Here is an 18,436-nt window from a genome sequence, read left to right as displayed (position 1 = left end):
TCCTTTTTGTCATGCTAATCACGCGTTAGAATTAATGGGTCATTAGCGAAGTAGTGACTCAGTTAATACTGGACGAATTTCACGAATGATTGCTTGTGTTAATTTTGGCGCGCCACAGATAATGTTGCCGCTTTGGTTGTAGTTAATACCGCCTGCGAAATCAACAACCATACCGCCCGCTTCTTTAACTAAAAGCTCACCAGCGGCTGTATCCCAAGGCTTAAGGCCAATTTCGAAAAAGCCATCAACACGGCCAGCTGCAACATACGCCATATCAAGAGCAGCAGAACCTGCACGACGAATATCAGCCGTGTGAATAAATAAAGCTTTGAATGCCTCAGAGTATGCGTCTAAGTGATGCTTTTGTTTAAACGGGAAACCTGTAGCAAGAATAGAACCTGCTAACTCGTTAGTTTTTGATACACGTAAACGCTTGCTGTTAAGCTGTGCGCCTTGACCGCGAGACGCTGTGAATAATTCACCACGAATTGGATCATAGATAACAGCTTGGTCTAAACGACCTTTTACTTTAAGTGCGATTGATACTGCGTAATGAGGGATACCCTTGATGAAGTTTGTTGTGCCATCAAGTGGGTCAACAATCCATTGGTAATCTGCATCTTTGCCTTTGTGCTCACCTAGTTCTTCACCAACGATACAGTGATCAGGGTAAGATCTTAAAATAGTGTCACGGATTGCGGCTTCAGCTTCTTTATCGATGTTAGTCACTAAATCGTTAGTGCCTTTTTGTTGTACATCAACTTTTGATAAGTCTTCACTTGCGCGAAGTAAAATTTTGCCTGCGTTACGCGCAGCGCGAACCGCAATGTTTAACATTGGATGCATAGCATTACCTTTGGGTTGTAAAAGAACGAATATATTTAAGCCGGCGTATTCTAGCGGTTTTTACTGCAAAGTAAACAACAAAGCGGAAATACTTTTGGTTGTTTTTTGTACTGAACTGATTTTAAATTAAATTTCTATCTGACTATTTTTAAAAGCTAAAAATTATACGGGGCGTTTCATACATAAATCTGATACTAAAAATAAGGATGTACTAGTAAAAGAAAAACCCCTAGCACCGCCCATGATCTGTGATCAATACTGATTGATCGCGTGATCTGTATAGCCTCCAGAATAGCTTTCATGGTAGAATTCGCGCAATTTTTGACATTCAGTAAGTAACAACGCAATGACACTTGATGATATTCGTATCGTATTAGTTAACACATCTCATTCTGGTAATATTGGCTCAGCAGCACGTGCTATGAAAACGATGGGCTTATCAAACCTTTATCTTGTTGACCCTGCATGTGAAATTGATAGTCATGCCAGTGCGCTTGCTGCAGGTGCAACCGATGTTTTAGGCAAAGCCGTGGTTGTTGATACCCTTGCTGATGCGATTGCTGATTGTAGTTTAACGATTGGCACCAGTGCTCGTTCGCGCACCTTGTCTTGGCCGATGGTTGAGCCACGTGAATGTGGTGAAAAATTAGTGGCAGAAGCGGCGAATGGCCCGGTTGCACTCGTGTTTGGTCGTGAAAATAGCGGTTTAACCAATGAAGAGTTACAACAGTGTAACTATCATGTGTGCATTCCTGCGAACCCAGAATACAGCTCATTAAACCTTGCTATGGCAGTACAAACCCTGTGCTATGAAACACGTATGGCGTATTTAAACACCCAGCCAAAACAGCAAGAACAAGACGACGTTACTTACCCTAACGCAAAACAAACTGAGTTGTTCTATGAGCATTTAGAGCAAACATTAAACGACACCGGGTTTATCATCAAACAGCACCCAGGTATGGTGATGACTAAATTACGTCGTTTGTTTAATCGTGCGCGCCCAGAAGAAGCCGAAATGAATATCTTACGCGGCATTCTGACTTCAATTAATAAGTCTATAAAATAATCACAGGTTATAAGCATAATACTTGACTAAATTACTCAGGTAATTACAATAGACATAGTACTTGACCAATTTAGTCGGGTATTCGGTTTTATCAATGGCAAGTATCAATTTTTATCACGTGATAATACTTGACTATTTTGGTCTGGTAATTAAAATTTGCACACCTTAGCGTGCAGTAACATCGGGGGCTCCATGAAGTTAACATCAAAAGGCAGATACGCAGTAACCGCCATGTTGGATGTTGCACTCCATACAAATGTGGGTGCAGTGCCCCTTGCCGATATTTCTGAGCGACAAGAAATTTCGTTGTCTTACCTCGAACAATTATTCGCCCGTTTACGTAAAAATGGCCTTGTGACTTCTGTGCGTGGCCCAGGTGGTGGATATTTATTAGGACGTGGCGCGAATGAAATTTCTGTTGGCGATGTTATCAATGCCGTTGATGAGTCTGTTGATGCAACTCGCTGCCATGGTGCAACGGGTGGCTGCCAAAGTGGCATGCGCTGTTTGACTCATACATTGTGGTCAGATTTAAGCGCGCGTATCGAAGATTTTTTAAATAGTATTACCCTTGCTGAATTGGTAGAAAAATCAGATGTGAAAGAAGTCGCATCGCGCCAAGATAACAGCATCAACACTGCAATTAAGCAACTGGAAAACATTCAAGTAAGCTGTCAACTGTAGCTTGACGAAAGCGGAGAGAGAAATGAAGTTACCGATTTATTTAGATTACGCAGCAACCACGCCTGTTGATGAACGTGTGGCAAAAGAAATGATGCAATGCCTGACTATGGACGGTAATTTTGGTAATCCTGCATCACGCTCACACCGTTTTGGTTGGCAAGCAGAAGAAGCGGTTGATCAAGCGCGTACAGACATTGCTGATCTGATTAACGCTGATCCACGTGAAATTGTTTTCACTTCAGGTGCTACAGAATCAAATAACCTCGCCATTAAAGGTGCTGCACAGTTCTATAAAAAGAAAGGCAAGCATGTAATCACGGTTAAAACAGAGCACAAAGCAGTGCTTGATACATGTCGTGAATTAGAGCGTCAAGGTTTTGAAGTAACCTATATGGACGTTGAAGAAAACGGTTTACTTGACCTTAAAAAGCTTGAAGCCGCTATGCGTGATGACACGGTACTTGTTAGTGTCATGCACGTTAACAACGAGCTAGGTGTTATCCAAGATATCGCGACCATCGGCGAAATGTGCCGTGAGCGCAAAATTATGTTCCACGTTGATGCGGCACAAAGTGCAGGTAAAGTACTTATCGACGTGCAACAGTTAAAAGTTGATTTTATGTCGTTCTCTGGCCACAAAGTCTATGGCCCGAAAGGTGTTGGCGCATTGTATGTTCGTCGTAAGCCACGTGCTCGTTTAGAAGCACAAATGCACGGTGGTGGTCATGAGCGTGGTATGCGTTCAGGCACACTGGCTACTCACCAATTAGTGGGTATGGGTGCGGCATTTAGAATCGCAAAAGAAGATTTCGAAAAAGACCATGCACATATCAGCGCACTTCGTAAGCGTTTGGTTGATGGCATTATGGCTGATATGGACGAAGTTTACTTTAATGGTGAACCAAGTCAGTCAGTTCCGGGTATTGTAAACATCAGCTTCAACTTTGTTGAAGGTGAGTCGTTATTAATGGCTGTTAAAGACATTGCTGTTTCATCAGGTTCAGCCTGTACCTCAGCAAGCTTAGAGCCTTCTTATGTACTACGTGCGTTAGGCCGTAACGACGAATTAGCACACAGCTCAATTCGTTTCAGCATTGGCCGCTTTACGACTGAAGAAGAGATTGATTATACCGTCGAACTAATCAAAAACTCGATTGGCCGTTTACGTGAGATGTCTCCTTTATGGGAAATGCATCAAGAAGGTATTGATTTAGATTCAGTTGAGTGGGCGCATCACTAATCAGTGATCGCCGCCGCTAGCAGGTAGTGAGGATAGTATTATGGCTTATAGTGATAAAGTAATCGATCATGTTGAAAATCCACGTAACGTGGGTTCTTTAGACAAAAATGATCCATCTGTTGCAACAGGTATGGTGGGTGCACCTGCGTGTGGTGACGTAATGAAATTGCAAATTAAAGTATCACCAGAAGGTGTTATTGAAGATGCAAAATTTAAAACATATGGTTGTGGTAGCGCAATCGCCTCTTCTTCACTTGTAACAGAGTGGGTGAAAGGTAAAACATTAGACGAAGCTTCAACAATCAAAAACACTGATATCAGTGCAGAGCTTGAATTACCACCAGTGAAAATTCACTGTTCAATTTTAGCAGAAGACGCGATTCAAGCAGCGATTGCTGATTACAAAAGCAAACAAGCGAAGTAAGAGATAAATTCATGGCAGTGACATTGACAGATGCGGCAGCAAACCGCGTAGAATCATTTTTAGCAAATCGCGGTAAAGGCATTGGCCTTCGCGTAGGCATTAAAACGACGGGCTGTTCAGGTCTTGCTTATGTTCTTGAATTTGTTGATGAGTTAGCAGATGGCGACGAAGTTTTTGAATGTCGCGGTGTGAAAGTAATCGTTGATGCAAAAAGCTTAGTGTACATAGACGGCACTGAACTTGATTACACTAAAGAAGGTTTGAACGAAGGGTTTAAGTTTAATAACCCGAATCAGGCCGATGAGTGTGGTTGCGGCGAAAGCTTTACCGTTTAAGCTAGCACGTTTTCCTTGCTTGAAGCCCTACCTGTGTAGGGCTTTGTTCTTTTTCTGTTTACCGAGTTGGATTATGTAATGCGTTACTTTGAGTTATTTGCGATTCCAGTAGACTATAACATTGATTTAGCGACTATTAATAAACACTACCTCGAGCTGCAACGTGCAGTTCATCCAGATCGTCATGCCAGTGCTAGTAGCCGCGACAAACTACTTGCTGTGCAAAACGCGGCTGAAATCAATGATGCATTACAAACGTTAAAACACCCGGTAAAGCGTGCTGAATACATGCTTAGTGAGTTGGGCGTTGATATTCGTGCTGAACAACAAACATTACAAGATCCGCTATTCTTAATGCAGCAAATGGAGCTTCGAGAAGAGCTTGAAGAGCTTGAAAATGCCGCAGATCCTGATGCAGCAATTGCCCAGTTTGAAACGCAAATTAAACAGTTAGACACGCAATACAGCAACGAACTGGCTGATCAGCTAGCAAGCAATGATGAACAGCAATGGCAGGCAGCGGCGGATAATATTCGTAAGTTAAAGTTTGTTTATAAGCTACGCGAAGAACTTGAGCGAATTGAAGACAGTTTATTTGATGATTAATCGTTAGTTGTAACTTAACAGCTATTTAAGAGTTTAAAAGAGCATTATGGCATTATTGCAAATTGCTGAGCCGGGGCAAAGCGCGGCACCACATGAGCACAAATTGGCAGTGGGTATTGACCTAGGTACAACAAATTCACTTGTTGCGACTGTCCAAAGTGGCGAAGCTCGCACACTAACAGACCTTGCAGGTAATGCAATGCTGCCGTCGGTTGTTCAGTACCAAGCAGACAGCATATTAGTGGGTGAACAAGCGGCTGCAGCGGCTACACAAGACCCAGCAAATACACTCATTTCAGTGAAGCGCTTCTTAGGCAAAACACAAACCGAAATTGAGCAAAGTTACGGTCAATTACCGTATCAGTTTTGTGAACATAATGGCTCACTTGCCATTAGCACTGTTGCTGGCGCAATCAGCCCGGTGTCGGCATCAAGTGAAATATTAAAAACCTTAAAACAACGTGCTGAAGAAAGCTTTGCCGGCCAAGATATTATGGGCGCCGTGATCACTGTGCCAGCGTACTTTGATGATGCACAGCGTCAAAGCACTAAAGACGCAGCTGAACTTGCGGGTATTAATGTTTTACGCTTACTCAACGAGCCAACAGCGGCGGCAGTAGCCTATGGCCTAGACTCAGGTCAAGAAGGCATTATTGCCGTTTATGACTTGGGCGGCGGTACTTTCGATATCTCTATTTTACGCCTGCATCAAGGGGTATTCGAAGTCATGGCGACAGGCGGTGATTCGAGCCTAGGTGGTGACGATTTCGACTCATTACTGGTTGACTACTTTAAGCAGCAAACGGGTGTTAACGAGTTATCGGCATCGGTTTTACGTTTATTCATCAATAAAGCAAAAGCCTGTAAAGAAGCATTAAGCCAATACCAAACAGTGAACGTTGGTTTAGAGTTTGATGGCCAAAGCTACACAGTTGAAGTAACGCGCGAAACCTTTGATGAATTGGCGCTAGGACTTGTAAAGAAAACGCTTCGTTCGTGCCGACGTGCGGTAAAAGATGCCGGCATCGAAAACCAAGAAGTACTGCAAGTTGTTATGGTGGGTGGGTCTACCCGCATGCCGATTGTACGCTCTCAAGTTGCGGCATTTTTTGATAAAGAACCACTGACCTCAATTGACCCCGATCGTGTTGTGGCCCTTGGTGCTGCACTGCAAGCAGATTTGTTAGTGGGTAATAAGCCTGATTCAGACATGTTATTGCTCGATGTATTACCACTTTCGCTTGGTCTTGAAACCATGGGCGGTTTGGTCGAGAAAATCATTCCACGTAACACCACAATCCCAGTGGCACGTGCACAAGAGTTCACCACCTTTAAAGATGGTCAAACGGCGATGTCATTACACGTGCTGCAAGGCGAGCGTGAATTAGTAGATGATTGTCGATCGCTGGCTAAATTTAGCTTAAAGGGCATTCCGGCTATGGCGGCAGGTGCTGCGCATATTCGTGTTACTTTTAAAGTTGATGCCGATGGTCTATTGAGCGTATCAGCAATGGAAAAATCAACCGGTGTGCAAGCTGAAATACAGGTAAAACCTTCATTTGGCTTATCGGATGATCAAGTTGCTAATATGCTGAAAGAGTCGATGACAAATGCCAAAGACGACATGGAAGCGCGAATGCTCAAAGAGCAGCAAGTTGAAGCATTACGTGTTGTTGAAGCACTTGAAGCTTCACTCGCAACCGATAGCCAATTGCTTGATGAACAAGAATTAAGTGCGTTAAAAGCAGAAATTGCTAAACTTATTGCGGTACGCGAAAGTGCCACAACACCGGCAGAAATTAAAGCAGCGATTGAAGCTGTAGATAATGCAAGTAGCGAGTTTGCTGCGCGTAGAATGGACGCATCAATTAAAAAAGCGCTGCAAGGGCAGTCAGTAGACGAAGTTTAACGAGGTAAGGTATGCCACAAATTATTTTTCTTCCACACGAAGAGTTATGCCCAGAAGGCGCAGCAATTGAAGCACCTGCAGGCGAAACTGTATTAGATGTTGCGCTTAAAAATGGCATTAGCATCCCACATGCCTGTGAAAAATCATGCGCGTGTACGACATGTCATTTAATTATTCGCGAAGGGTTTGACTCTCTAGACGAAAGTGATGAGCTAGAAGACGACATGTTAGATAAAGCATGGGGACTTGAGCCAGAGTCTCGTCTTGGTTGCCAAGCAATCATTAAAGATGAAGATCTTGTGGTTGAAATTCCAAAGTATAATCTCAATATCGTTAATGAAGAGCATTAATTCTTAACGGCTTTGAATACCTAAAAACCGCTGTAGTTGCTTGGTCTCTACAGCGGTTTTTTGTTTTTTAGCTGTCAGATAGTAGATTTCAGATGATAGTCGTCAGATTTCTGATTTCTAGTGTCTTTAACTTGGAGGTTCTATGTCTGATTTGGTTTTTTCTGATTCATTTATCGACGGTGACTTTTATTCTACAAGCCAGCGTTTTAGTGTCGATAATCCCGCAACCGCAGAGGCGATTACCCATGTCTCTAATATTGATAAAGCCGGGGTTGAACTGGCTATAAAAAGTGCCGACGAAGCCTTTAGCAAACTAAAGCAAACAACGGCGACTGAGCGCAGTGAAACGTTGCGACGTTGGTACGACTTAGTCATTGAGCATAAACAACAACTTGCTGAGTTAATGACCAAAGAGCAAGGTAAACCTTTAAAAGAAGCATTGGGTGAAGTGGAGTACGGCGCCGGGTTTATTAAATGGTTTAGCGAAGAAGCCAAACGCAGTTACGGCGATAGTATTCCTGCGACGGATAGTCAGCATCGTTTATCAACAATAAAGCAGCCCGTGGGTGTGGTGGCAGGTATTACACCGTGGAATTTCCCGATTGCCATGATCACGCGTAAAGTTGCCCCCGCATATGCGGCAGGCTGTAGCTTTGTTATTAAACCTTCTGAGCATACGCCGTTGTGTGCAATTGCACTTGCATATCTCGCTGATAAAGCCGGTTTCGTGAAAGGTGCCTTAAATGTGGTGGTATCTGAAAACGCAAAAATGGTCGGCGAAATCATGACAGAGTCTGAGCGCGTACGTAAATTTACTTTCACAGGTTCAACTGGAGTCGGTAAGCAATTACTCGCTCAGTGTGCTTCTACAATTAAGAACACATCGATGGAGCTCGGTGGTAATGCTCCCTTTATTATTTTTGAAAATGCCAATTTAGATGACGCCGTTACAGGGCTCATGGGCGCGAAGTTTAGAAACGCAGGGCAAACCTGTGTCGCCGCAAACCGTATTTTTGTAGAGCGCTCAGTGCTTGAAACCGTACTTGAAAAACTCACTGACAAAGTAGCAGAGTTAAAGGTAGGCAATGGTCTTGATGAAGGGGTGGATATTGGCCCATTAATTTACCCAAAAGCAAAAGAGAAAGTACAAAGCTTAGTCGAAGATGCGGTGAACAAAGGGGCTTCTTTAATTGGCGATAATAAGGAGCTTGAGGGCAGTTTTCAAGCGCCACTCATTTTGACTGATGTCACCCCAGAGATGGATATTTACCATGATGAAGTGTTTGGTCCTGTAATCAGCATTATTGCCTTTGATAACGAACAAGAAGTACTGAAACTTGCCAATGATGTGCCTTATGGCTTAGCTGCTTATTTTTACAGTGACAACATCAAGCAAATTTATCGCGTAAGTGAAGCACTTGAATACGGCATGATAGGCATCAACGAAGGGCTTATCTCAAACCCAGTTGCCCCATTTGGTGGTGTGAAACAGTCGGGCCTGGGTCGTGAAGGTGGTCATCAAGGCTTAGATGAGTATCTAGAAGAGAAGTATCTTTGTATGAAGATTTAAAAGCCGCTTTAACCTCTGCGCGCGAAATAAATTTAACGCCTACAACAAACCGTAGGCGTTATGCTTGCATGGCTCATTTAAGCAGCAACATCTCTTTTAAAATTCGCGGCTAAAGCCACTCCTACAAAAAGCCACTCATACAAAAGATGCACATCACACACGTAGGAGGCGTTTTAACGCCGAAAAGCAAACCTTTTCGGTGGCATTAAACAGCCTTCTCAGTATAACTGTATTAGCTCGTATCTCGTTTTTCGATGCTCGTTGCTATAACTCTTTCGCGGCTAAAGCCACTCCTACAAGTGACATACATCACACACGTAGGAGGCGTTTTAACGCCGAAAAGCAAACCTATTAACTGGCATTAAACAACCTTCTCAGTATAACTGTATTAGCTCGCATCTCGCATCTCGCTTTTCGTAACTCGTTGCTTATAACCCTTTCACGGCTAAAGCCACTCCTACAAAAGATACACACGATACACGTAGGAGGCGTTTTAACGCCGAAAAGCAAACCTTTTCAGCGGCATTAAACAACCATCTCGATTTAGCTGTACTAGCTCGTATCTCGCTTTTCGATGCTCGTTGCTTATAACCCTTTCACGGCTAAAGCCACTCATACAAAAGATGCACACGATACACGTAGGAGGCGTTTTAACGCCGAAAAGCAAACCTATTAACTGGCATTAAACAGCCATCTCGATTTAGCTCGCACCTCGCACCTCGTAACTTAAACCTCTTCGCGCGAAATAAATTTAACGCCTACAACAAACCGTAGGCGTTATGCTTGCATGGCGTGTTTGCGCAGCAACATCTCTTTTATAAAACCACGGCTAAAGCCCCTCCTACAAAAGATGCACATCACACACGTAGGAGGCGTTTTAACGCCGAAAAAGCAAACCTGTTCAGTGGTATTAAACAACCTTCTCGATTTAGCTGTATTAGCTCGCATCTCGCATCTCGCACCTCGCTTCTCGAAGCTTATAACCCTTTCACGGCTAAAGCCACTCCTACAAAAGATACACACGATACACTTAGGAGGCGTTTTAACGCCGAAAAGCAAACCTATTAACTGGCATTAAACAGCCATCTCGATTTAGCTCGCACCTCGCAACTCGTATCTCGCACCTCGTCGCTTATAACCTCTTCGCGCGAAATAAATTTCACGCCTACAACAAACCGTAGGCGTTATGCTTGCATGGCGCGTTTGCGCAGCAACATCTATTTAATAAAATTAGCGTTAAAACGCTTCCTACGATGAAGCTACCCGCTTATTTTTAATAAAATGATAGCGCTGTCATTTTAGTTTTTATATGATAGGTATGAATAATAAACAAAAATGACAAATATTACGGAATAAATACCGTAAACTCAGGGCTTAAACGAGGAGAAAGTAATGGATTTTAAGAGGTCAATACTCGCCGCGATACTGGTAGCATCACCTGTAGTCGCACATGCGACACTGACGCAATCACAGGTTAATCACTTTGCTAAAGACACTGAATTACTATTTTCGGTAGAAGATAATTTCCGTAATAAAGACGCGGGTTTCTTAGGTCAAATTACGCTTAATAATCGCTCTGACGTGGCTTTGCCTGCGGGTGAAAGTGATTGGCAGCTTTATATTCACTCTGTTCGTAAAATTTCGACCGAACATGTCGCAGGCTTAAATATTGAACATGTTAATGGTGACTTACACCGTATAGTACCAACGAGCAGCTTTAAAGGGTTAGCAGCGGGTGAAAGCCTAGAACTGCCTTTTGATGCACAAGTATGGGTTGTTGCTTACAGCGATTTTATGCCGCGTGCATTTTTTGTTTCAGGAAAAAATAAGCCAGCGGTATTTGCAAATACAGATACCGAAGACTTTAAACAATTTGTAATGCCGTTTACGCGCGATAACCAATTATACCGCTATAACGAGCCGAAAGATTTATCTGTGCTTGCAACGCCTAAAGTACGCTTTGAAAGAAACAATGCCGATAACGTTGCTGTAAGTAAAGAAGAAGCACTAAAACGCATTATTCCAAAACCACGCAAAGTTGACTTTAACCGGGGTACAACAACCATCAATAATGATTGGCAAATTAGTTATCAAGGTCAGCTCAAGCACGAAGTAATGGTGTTTATGCAAGACTTACAAGATGACTATGGTATTAGCCTTAAAGCGCAGCCTGACCATATTAACCTTGGTAAAGAGAAACTTATTCGTCTTAAAGTCGACCCTGCACTGAATGCCGGTAAAGCTGAAAGCTACACCCTCGAAATTGATGATGAAGTCATTAACATCGTCGGCAGTGATAATGCAGGTGTGTTTTATGCGATGCAAAGTGTGCTTAATTTGATGCCAGCAGCAACCCAAGGCTCAGCAAGCTTACCTCAGCTTGAATTAGAAGACTCACCTCGCTATGGCTGGCGTGGTATGCATTACGATAATGGCCGTAACTTTCACGGTAAAGAAGCCATGTTTAAGCTCGTTGAGCAAATGGCGCGCTATAAAATGAATAAGCTACATTGGCATTTTTCTGAAGATGAAGGCTGGCGACTCGAAATACCTGGCCTACCGGAGCTTACCGAGGTAGGTGGATACCGTTGTTTTGATTTAGAAGAGCGCACCTGTTTATTAACGCAGCTAGGTACGGGACCATTTAAAACAGGTTCGGGTAATGGTTACTTAAAACGCGAAGAATTTGTTGAACTGTTAAAATACGCAAAAGATCGCCATATTCAGATCATCCCTGAAGTAGAGGGACCCGGGCATGCGCGTGCTTCAATAAAAGCGATGGAGGCACGTTATCATAATATGCTCGAACAAGCCGAAAAAGCAGCTAAAAACAATATAAAAACTGGCTCGGCCAAGCAAGAAATACAACAAGTGGATATGGGTCCTGCAACACAGTATCTACTGACCGATCCGAAAGACACCTCAGTGTATATGACGGTACAAAATTACAAAGATAATTCGATGAATGTCTGTATGGATTCAACCTATGCATTTTTAGATAAAGTAACGTATGAATTACAACAAATGTACCGCGAAGCAGGCGTACAGCTGAAAAACCTACACATTGGTGGTGATGAAGTGGGGGCTGGTTCATGGATTGGCTCACCTGTTTGTCAGGCGTTATTCGCCGAGCCGAGTAATGGCGTGTCGGGCCCCGCTGATCTTAAACCATATTTCACGCAACGCGTCGCGACACTATTAGAAAAGCGCGGTATTTCCCCGGGAATTTGGGAAGACGGCATCATGTATGACCGTGAGAATTCATTTAAACGTGATGAATTCCCAAATAAAACCTTTACGGTTAATACATGGGATAATATTTGGGAGTGGGGCGTTGCAGACAGAGCATATCGGTTAGCAAATGCCGGCTACCAAGTGGTGTTATCACATGGTACGCACTTATATTTCGATCATCCCTATGAAGCCAGCCCAGAAGAGCGTGGTTATTATTGGGCAACCCGTTACACCGATACTAAAAAAACCTTTAACTACATGCCAGACGATGTATACGCGAACGCAGACTATACCCGTACTCGCGAGCCAATTGTTAATTTAGAAGCCTTGGTTGGTCGCCCGTTACCTAAGCTTGAGAAACCTGAAAATATTCTGGGTATGCAAGGTCAGGTGTGGTCTGAAACTATCCGCACTGAAGATCAGGTGTTAGCGATGATTTTTCCGCGTATTTTGTCAGTTGCAGAACGTGCGTGGCACAAAGCTGAGTGGGAAGGTGAAAATGTCGATACCAAAAAGCAAGCGAAAGACTGGGCTGAATTCTCAAGCGCTGTGGGTTTAAAAGAGCTCGAAAAGCTGGCCCAAGATGGTATCAATTTGCATTTACCTGTGCCGGGAGCTGTTATTGAAAATGGTACGTTAAAAGCCAACACAGCGTTTAACTATTTAAGCATTGAATACAGCCTAGATAATGGAAAAAATTGGCAGCTTTATGCTGATCCGATCAGTGTTGAAAATGATGCGAATGTAGCCTTGCGTAGCCGTTTAAATTCGCAGCAAACAAGCCGAATAACCTATGTAAATTAATAGATTACAAGCAAACTAAAAGGGCCTTTGGCCCTTTTTTATTATCTTGCTTTTAACGAAAGGCATCGTATTATGACTACAATTTGATGTCAGTTTAATGGCAGCGCTGTCATTTTTGTTGCGTTAGTGTTATAAATATTTCATCAAACGTATTTATAATCATCTTGAACAAATAGCGTTGATAAATTGAGTCAATGCTATGAATGGGAATTACCATGTCAGAAACGAATAAACAAAGCAGCCTAATACCTATGGCTATCGTTGCCACGCTGTTTTTTATCTTAGGCTTTGCTACTTGGTTAAATGGCTCTTTAATGCCTTTCCTGCAGCAAGTTTTGCAGCTTTCGCCGTTTCAGGCGTCGTTGATTATTTTCTCGTTTTATATCGCGGTAACATTCACCGCGATTCCATCAGCGATGATTATTCGTAAAGTGGGTTACAAAAATGGTATGGCCCTTGGCATGGCAACCATGATGGTTGCAGGATTGTTATTTATTCCTGCTGCAAAAACACAAGTGTTTGCACTGTTTTTATTTGCGCAACTCGTTATGGGCGCGGGTCAAACATTACTACAAACAGCGGTGAACCCGTATGTGGTAAGAATTGGTCCCGAGGAATCAGCCGCAGCCCGCGTAAGTGTTATGGGTATTTTAAATAAAGGTGCAGGGGTTGTAGCCCCGATTGTGTTTACCGCACTCATACTGAGTGATTTTAAAGGGTTTGTAGGTAAAGAGCTCAGCCAAGCTGACATCGATGCCATGGCCAATGGCTTAATATTACCGTATTTAGGGATGGCACTTTTTATTGGTATACTTGGCTTCGCAGTGACCAAAATGCCGTTACCTGAACTAATTGATGATGCTGATGAACAGCAGCCTGGGCAAGTTAAAAAAGCATTGGCACATCCGAGCCTTGCGTTAGGGATTGTAGCGTTGTTTGTGTATGTGGCTGTCGAGGTAATAGCTGGTGACACCATTGGTAGCTTTGCTCTGTCACTGGGTGTTGAGCAATACAGCGTGATGACATCGTACACCATGGGTTGTATGGTACTTGGTTACTTTTTAGGTATCTTATTGATTCCACGTGTGTTGTCTCAGCAGGCAGCACTGACTATTTCAGCGCTGTTAGGCTGTGTGTTAACGCTTGCGATAGTAACAGGCAGTAATGAGTCGGTCGTTATTTCTACATTGTTTGGCCTAAAATCGGTACTTCCTGATACCTTATTGCTGATTGCTGTGCTAGGCTTTGCCAATGCAATTGTTTGGCCAGCAGTTTGGCCGCTAGCGCTTTCGGGCTTAGGTAAGCTTACCAGTGTGGGATCGGGCTTGCTTGTTATGGGTATTGCCGGCGGTGCATTTGGTCCGTTATTTTGGGGCCTTGCAAGTGGCGGCGTTAAAAGTGCCGAGGCGCAACAAATGGCTTATATTGTGATGTTGCCTTGTTATTTATTCATACTTTTCTATGCTGTAAAAGGGCATAAAATGAAAAGTTGGAAGTAATTAAAAAGCGTGAGGTAAAGACGAGTAAATCGTCGGCCTTGCACTTGATGTAAAGCATTTCTAGTAAATAGAAATAATCCCGTGTGTAATGCCACCGAAAGGTGGCATTTTTTTGTCTTATTTAAACCGTAGGCGTTATGTTTACATGGCGCGTTTGCGCAGCAACGTCTCTTTATAAAATTCACGGCTAAAGTCACGCCTACAAAAGATGTACACGACACTCGTGGGGGGCGTTTTAACGCTGAAAAGCAAACCTGTTCAGCAACATTAAACACCCACCTCGATTTAGCTCGCACCTCGCTGCTCGTACTTCGTAGCTTAAAACCCTTTCGCGGCTAAAGCCCCTCCTACAAAAGATGCACACGACACACGTAGGAGGCGTTTTAATGCCTAAAAGCAAACCTGTTCAGCAACATTAAACACCCACCTCGATTTAGCTCGCACCTCGCTGCTCGTACTTCGTAGCTTAAAACCCTTTCACGGCTAAAGCCCTTCCTACAAAAGATGCACACGACACACGTAGGAGGCGTTTTAACGCCGAAAAGCAAACCTGTTCAGCAACATTAAACACCCACCTCGATTTAGCTCGCACCTCGCTGCTCGTACTTCGTAGCTTAAAACCCTTTCACGACTATAGCCCTTCCTACAAAAAATGCACACGACACACGTAGGAGGCGTTTTAACGCCGAAAAGGCAAACCTGTTCAGCAACATTAAACAACCATCTCGGTTTAGCTGTGCTAGCTCGTATCTCGCTTTTCGATGCTCGTTACTTATAACCCTTTCACGGCTAAAGCCCTTCCTACAAAAGATGCACACGACACTCGTGGGAGGCGTTTTAACGCCGAAAAAGCAAACCTATTCAGCGACATTAAACAACCACCTCGATTTAGCTCGCACCTCGCTGCTCGTACTTCGTAGCTTAAAACCCTTTCACGACTAAAGCCCTTCCTACAAAAGATGCACACGACCCACGTAGGAGGCGTTTTAACGCCGAAAAGCAAACCTGTTCAGCAACATTAAACACCCACCTCGATTTAGCTCGCATCTCGCTTCGCGTACTTCGTAGCTTAAAACCATTTCACGGCTAAAGCCCTTCCTACAAAAAATGCACATGACACTCGTGGGGGGCGTTTTAATGCCGAAAAGCAAACCTTTTAACTAGCCTTAAACAACCATCTCGGTTTAGCTCGCACCCCGCATCTCGTACCTCGTAGCTTAAAACCCTTTCGCGGCTAAAGCCCTTCCTACAAAAGATACATACGACACACGTAGGAGGCGTTTTAACGCCGAAAAGCAAACCTGTTCAGCAACATTAAACACCCACCTCGATTTAGCTCGCACCTCGCTGCTCGTACTTCGTAGCTTAAAACCATTTCACGGCTAAAGCCCTTCCTACAAAAAATGCACACGACACACGTAGGAGGCGTTTTAACGCCGAAAAAGCAAACCTTTTAACTGGCCTTAAACAACTATCTCGATTTAGCTGTACTAGCTCGCATCTCGCTTCTCGTACCTCGTCGCTCACAACCTCTTCGCGCGAAATAAATTTCACGCCTACATTAAACCGTAGGCGTTATGCTTGCATGGCGCGTTTGCGCAGCAACTTTTTAAATAGCTTTATGGTTAAAAATAAGCAAGGTGAAATGTATAAGATGTGCTGAATAAAAACAGAGAGTTAAAAACAAAGGCTAAAAATTGAAATAAAATAATGCTAGGGTAACTAAGCTAAGAACAAATCTATAAAGGAACAACAAAAGAAATACAAAAGGGGGGGAGTGGGGCGACTGATGGGGCTTGAACCCACGACAACCGGAATCACAATCCGGGGCTCTACCAACTGAGCTACAGCCGCCACTGAGATACACCATGTTTGGTGTGGCGCGCATATTACATAATTAACGTGGGCTTGTGAACCCCTAAATATAAAAAAAGATAAAAAAGTTGAAAGAGTAAGAAATTTCAGAAACTTAACGCTGGTCAGCTGGCGTTCAGTTTCGGGGACTAGACTCTCGCTTTTGCAATTAAGCAATCACTCATTGATTAATCTGCATGTTATTTAATGATTTTTTAACCAAAGATCATATATAATTTCAACAGCGTTACGCTAAAAATGAACTTCAGGAGAGAACATGGATACAATAATGAACTGGATCAATGAGAATTCAGATTTAATAATACATTACGCCGTTCAGGCTGTTCTGGCGCTAATTATCTTCTTTATTGGTAGCCGCATCGCCAAATTCTGCGAAGGGTTAACTGAAAAAGCATTTGATAAGAAAAAAGTAGATAAAGCGGTAGGTTCATTTGTAGCGAGCATTGTTTATGCAATCGTTTTTGCTGCAACAATCTTAATGGCTCTATCTCAACTAGGTATCGAGACAACATCATTCATTGCTATCTTAGGTGCTGCGGGCTTAGCTGTTGGTTTAGCACTTCAGGGTTCATTATCTAACTTTGCTTCTGGCGTATTAATTATTTTACTTCGTCCGTTCAAATCAGGTGACTATGTTGAAGCTGGCGGTAAAGCGGGTACGGTTAAGAAAATTGAAATTTTCTCTACAGAAATGCGCACACCAGACAACAAAGTAATTGTAATGCCTAACTCAAAAATCATGGGCGATGCAATTGTTAACTATTCACGTGAGTCTACACGTCGTATCGACTTAGTAATTGGTGTTGGTTACGACGCTGATCTTAAAGAAGCAAAAGCAGTGCTTAAGTCAGTACTAGACAAAGAAACGCGTTTATTAAAAGATCCTGCATACACAGTAGCTGTATCTGAACTTGCCGATTCAAGCGTAAACTTTGTGGTTCGTCCATGGGTTAACTCTGCTGACTATTGGCCAACATATTTCGACTTAATGGAAAACATTAAGATTGCACTTGATGATGCAAACATCACTATTCCATTCCCGCAAATGGACGTTCATTTGCACAAAGAAGACTAAATTGTCTAATTAAAAGTAGTAAAGGTTATTTTTTAATGAAATTAAAAGCTTTATCAATTCTAGTTGCAGCATCTGCTGCAACTAGCGCATTCGCAGCCGATGAAACGAAAACGTGGGACGTTACGAGTGAGTTAGGTGCCATCATAACCAGCGGTAATACAGAAACAACCACTCTAAAAGGTGGCATAAAGGTATTACATAACCTTGAGAGCTGGAATAACGAATATAAGCTTGATGGTCTTTATAAAGAAGACGAGATCGAAAATGATGCCGGTGTTAAAGAAACACAGCGTACTAACGAAAAGTACTCTTTTTCTGCACAAGGTAACTACAAGCTAAACGAAAAACACTCACACCTATTCATTTACGGTTCGCACGTATCTGATTACTTTGGTGCTTACCGTAATGAGACTGTAGTTTCAGCGGGTTATGGTTTACGATTAATCGACCGTTCTGATATGTGGTTAAATGCAGAAGTGGGTCCAGGTTATAAATACTTCCAATACCCAGACACAAGCACAGAAGTTGACGAAAACGGTAACTCACTTGCGGGTGAACGCGAAGGTGAAGTAATTGCGTTAGGTAAACTTGACTACAATTGGCAAATTTCAGACAGTGCGCGTTTCACTCAGCTCGTTTCTGTGGAATACGGTGATACCAACACCAAAACACGTTCTGAATCAGCCATTCTTGCCAAAATTAATGGTTCACTGCAAATGAAAGTGGCGTACAACATTACTCACAACTCTGATGTAGCTGACGACAAAGAAAATACAGATACTGAAACGTCATTAACGTTGGTTTACAGTTTTTAACTAAATAAACCGGAATATTGATGTTTTTATGACAGAAAGGGACGAAAGTCCCTTTTTTATTTTTTGTCATTTCAGGTAGAATAGACAATCTTTTTGACTGT

Annotated in this window: 14 protein-coding genes and 1 tRNA gene; 13 read left to right on the top strand and 2 right to left on the bottom strand. The window is 42.9% G+C overall.

Annotated elements, in window-relative coordinates; genetic code table 11:
• Positions 1-42: 42 nt before the first annotated feature.
• Positions 43-846, bottom strand: a complete 804-nt coding sequence (gene suhB / locus GZH31_RS14820; RefSeq protein WP_036973296.1) for an inositol-1-monophosphatase — start codon at positions 844-846, stop codon at positions 43-45.
• 346 nt (positions 847-1,192) lie between these two features.
• Between suhB and trmJ the strand changes: the two genes are divergently transcribed.
• The 11 genes from trmJ (at position 1,193) to nagP (ending at position 14,570) form a co-directional block, all read left to right on the top strand.
• The gene (gene trmJ, locus GZH31_RS14815) at positions 1,193-1,915 is read left to right on the top strand and encodes a tRNA (cytosine(32)/uridine(32)-2'-O)-methyltransferase TrmJ (protein WP_074989227.1); all 723 of its coding nucleotides are present in this window, start codon (positions 1,193-1,195) and stop codon (positions 1,913-1,915) included.
• 192 nt (positions 1,916-2,107) lie between these two features.
• The gene (gene iscR, locus GZH31_RS14810; RefSeq protein ID WP_036973294.1) at positions 2,108-2,599 is read left to right on the top strand and encodes a Fe-S cluster assembly transcriptional regulator IscR; all 492 of its coding nucleotides are present in this window, start codon (positions 2,108-2,110) and stop codon (positions 2,597-2,599) included.
• Positions 2,600-2,621: 22 nt separating this feature from the next.
• Entirely contained in the window at positions 2,622-3,839 is a 1,218-nt protein-coding gene (locus GZH31_RS14805) for an IscS subfamily cysteine desulfurase (RefSeq protein WP_036973293.1), read from the top strand.
• Positions 3,840-3,879: 40 nt separating this feature from the next.
• Entirely contained in the window at positions 3,880-4,263 is a 384-nt protein-coding gene (iscU, locus tag GZH31_RS14800) for a Fe-S cluster assembly scaffold IscU (protein ID WP_036973292.1), read from the top strand.
• A gap of 11 nt (positions 4,264-4,274) precedes the next feature.
• Entirely contained in the window at positions 4,275-4,598 is a 324-nt protein-coding gene (gene iscA / locus GZH31_RS14795) for an iron-sulfur cluster assembly protein IscA (protein WP_036973291.1), read from the top strand.
• Positions 4,599-4,676: 78 nt separating this feature from the next.
• Positions 4,677-5,204 (top strand): co-chaperone HscB, encoded by a 528-nt coding sequence (hscB, locus tag GZH31_RS14790; protein WP_075593902.1) that lies wholly within the window; start codon positions 4,677-4,679, stop codon positions 5,202-5,204.
• A gap of 46 nt (positions 5,205-5,250) precedes the next feature.
• Positions 5,251-7,113, top strand: coding sequence for a Fe-S protein assembly chaperone HscA (hscA, locus tag GZH31_RS14785; RefSeq protein ID WP_180311189.1), 1,863 nt, complete (start codon positions 5,251-5,253; stop codon positions 7,111-7,113).
• 11 nt (positions 7,114-7,124) lie between these two features.
• A complete protein-coding gene (gene fdx / locus GZH31_RS14780) occupies positions 7,125-7,463 on the top strand; it encodes an ISC system 2Fe-2S type ferredoxin (RefSeq protein WP_036973288.1) in 339 nt (112 codons plus the stop codon).
• 142 nt (positions 7,464-7,605) lie between these two features.
• Positions 7,606-9,033 (top strand): NAD-dependent succinate-semialdehyde dehydrogenase, encoded by a 1,428-nt coding sequence (locus GZH31_RS14775; protein ID WP_036973287.1) that lies wholly within the window; start codon positions 7,606-7,608, stop codon positions 9,031-9,033.
• Positions 9,034-10,425: 1,392 nt separating this feature from the next.
• Positions 10,426-13,071: a family 20 glycosylhydrolase gene (locus tag GZH31_RS14770; protein ID WP_075593904.1), complete on the top strand. Its 2,646-nt coding sequence runs from the start codon at positions 10,426-10,428 to the stop codon at positions 13,069-13,071.
• A gap of 215 nt (positions 13,072-13,286) precedes the next feature.
• Positions 13,287-14,570: an N-acetylglucosamine MFS transporter NagP gene (gene nagP, locus GZH31_RS14765; protein WP_374027187.1), complete on the top strand. Its 1,284-nt coding sequence runs from the start codon at positions 13,287-13,289 to the stop codon at positions 14,568-14,570.
• A gap of 1,778 nt (positions 14,571-16,348) precedes the next feature.
• Here the strand turns inward: nagP and GZH31_RS14760 are convergent.
• Positions 16,349-16,424 (bottom strand) — tRNA-His (locus GZH31_RS14760).
• 277 nt (positions 16,425-16,701) lie between these two features.
• Here GZH31_RS14760 and GZH31_RS14755 point away from each other — a divergent pair.
• Together GZH31_RS14755 and GZH31_RS14750 are read left to right on the top strand one after the other, a co-directional pair.
• On the top strand, positions 16,702-17,520 hold the full coding sequence (locus tag GZH31_RS14755) for a mechanosensitive ion channel family protein (protein ID WP_036973285.1): 819 nt from the start codon (positions 16,702-16,704) through the stop codon (positions 17,518-17,520).
• A 35-nt stretch (positions 17,521-17,555) separates the two neighbouring features.
• Positions 17,556-18,335 (top strand): YdiY family protein, encoded by a 780-nt coding sequence (locus tag GZH31_RS14750; protein ID WP_036973284.1) that lies wholly within the window; start codon positions 17,556-17,558, stop codon positions 18,333-18,335.
• Positions 18,336-18,436 lie beyond the last annotated feature (101 nt).

Origin of the sequence: Pseudoalteromonas sp. JSTW (assembly GCF_013423925.1) — a bacterium.
GTDB lineage: Bacteria > Pseudomonadota > Gammaproteobacteria > Enterobacterales > Alteromonadaceae > Pseudoalteromonas > Pseudoalteromonas lipolytica.
This window is presented reverse-complemented; position numbering and strand designations above follow the sequence as displayed.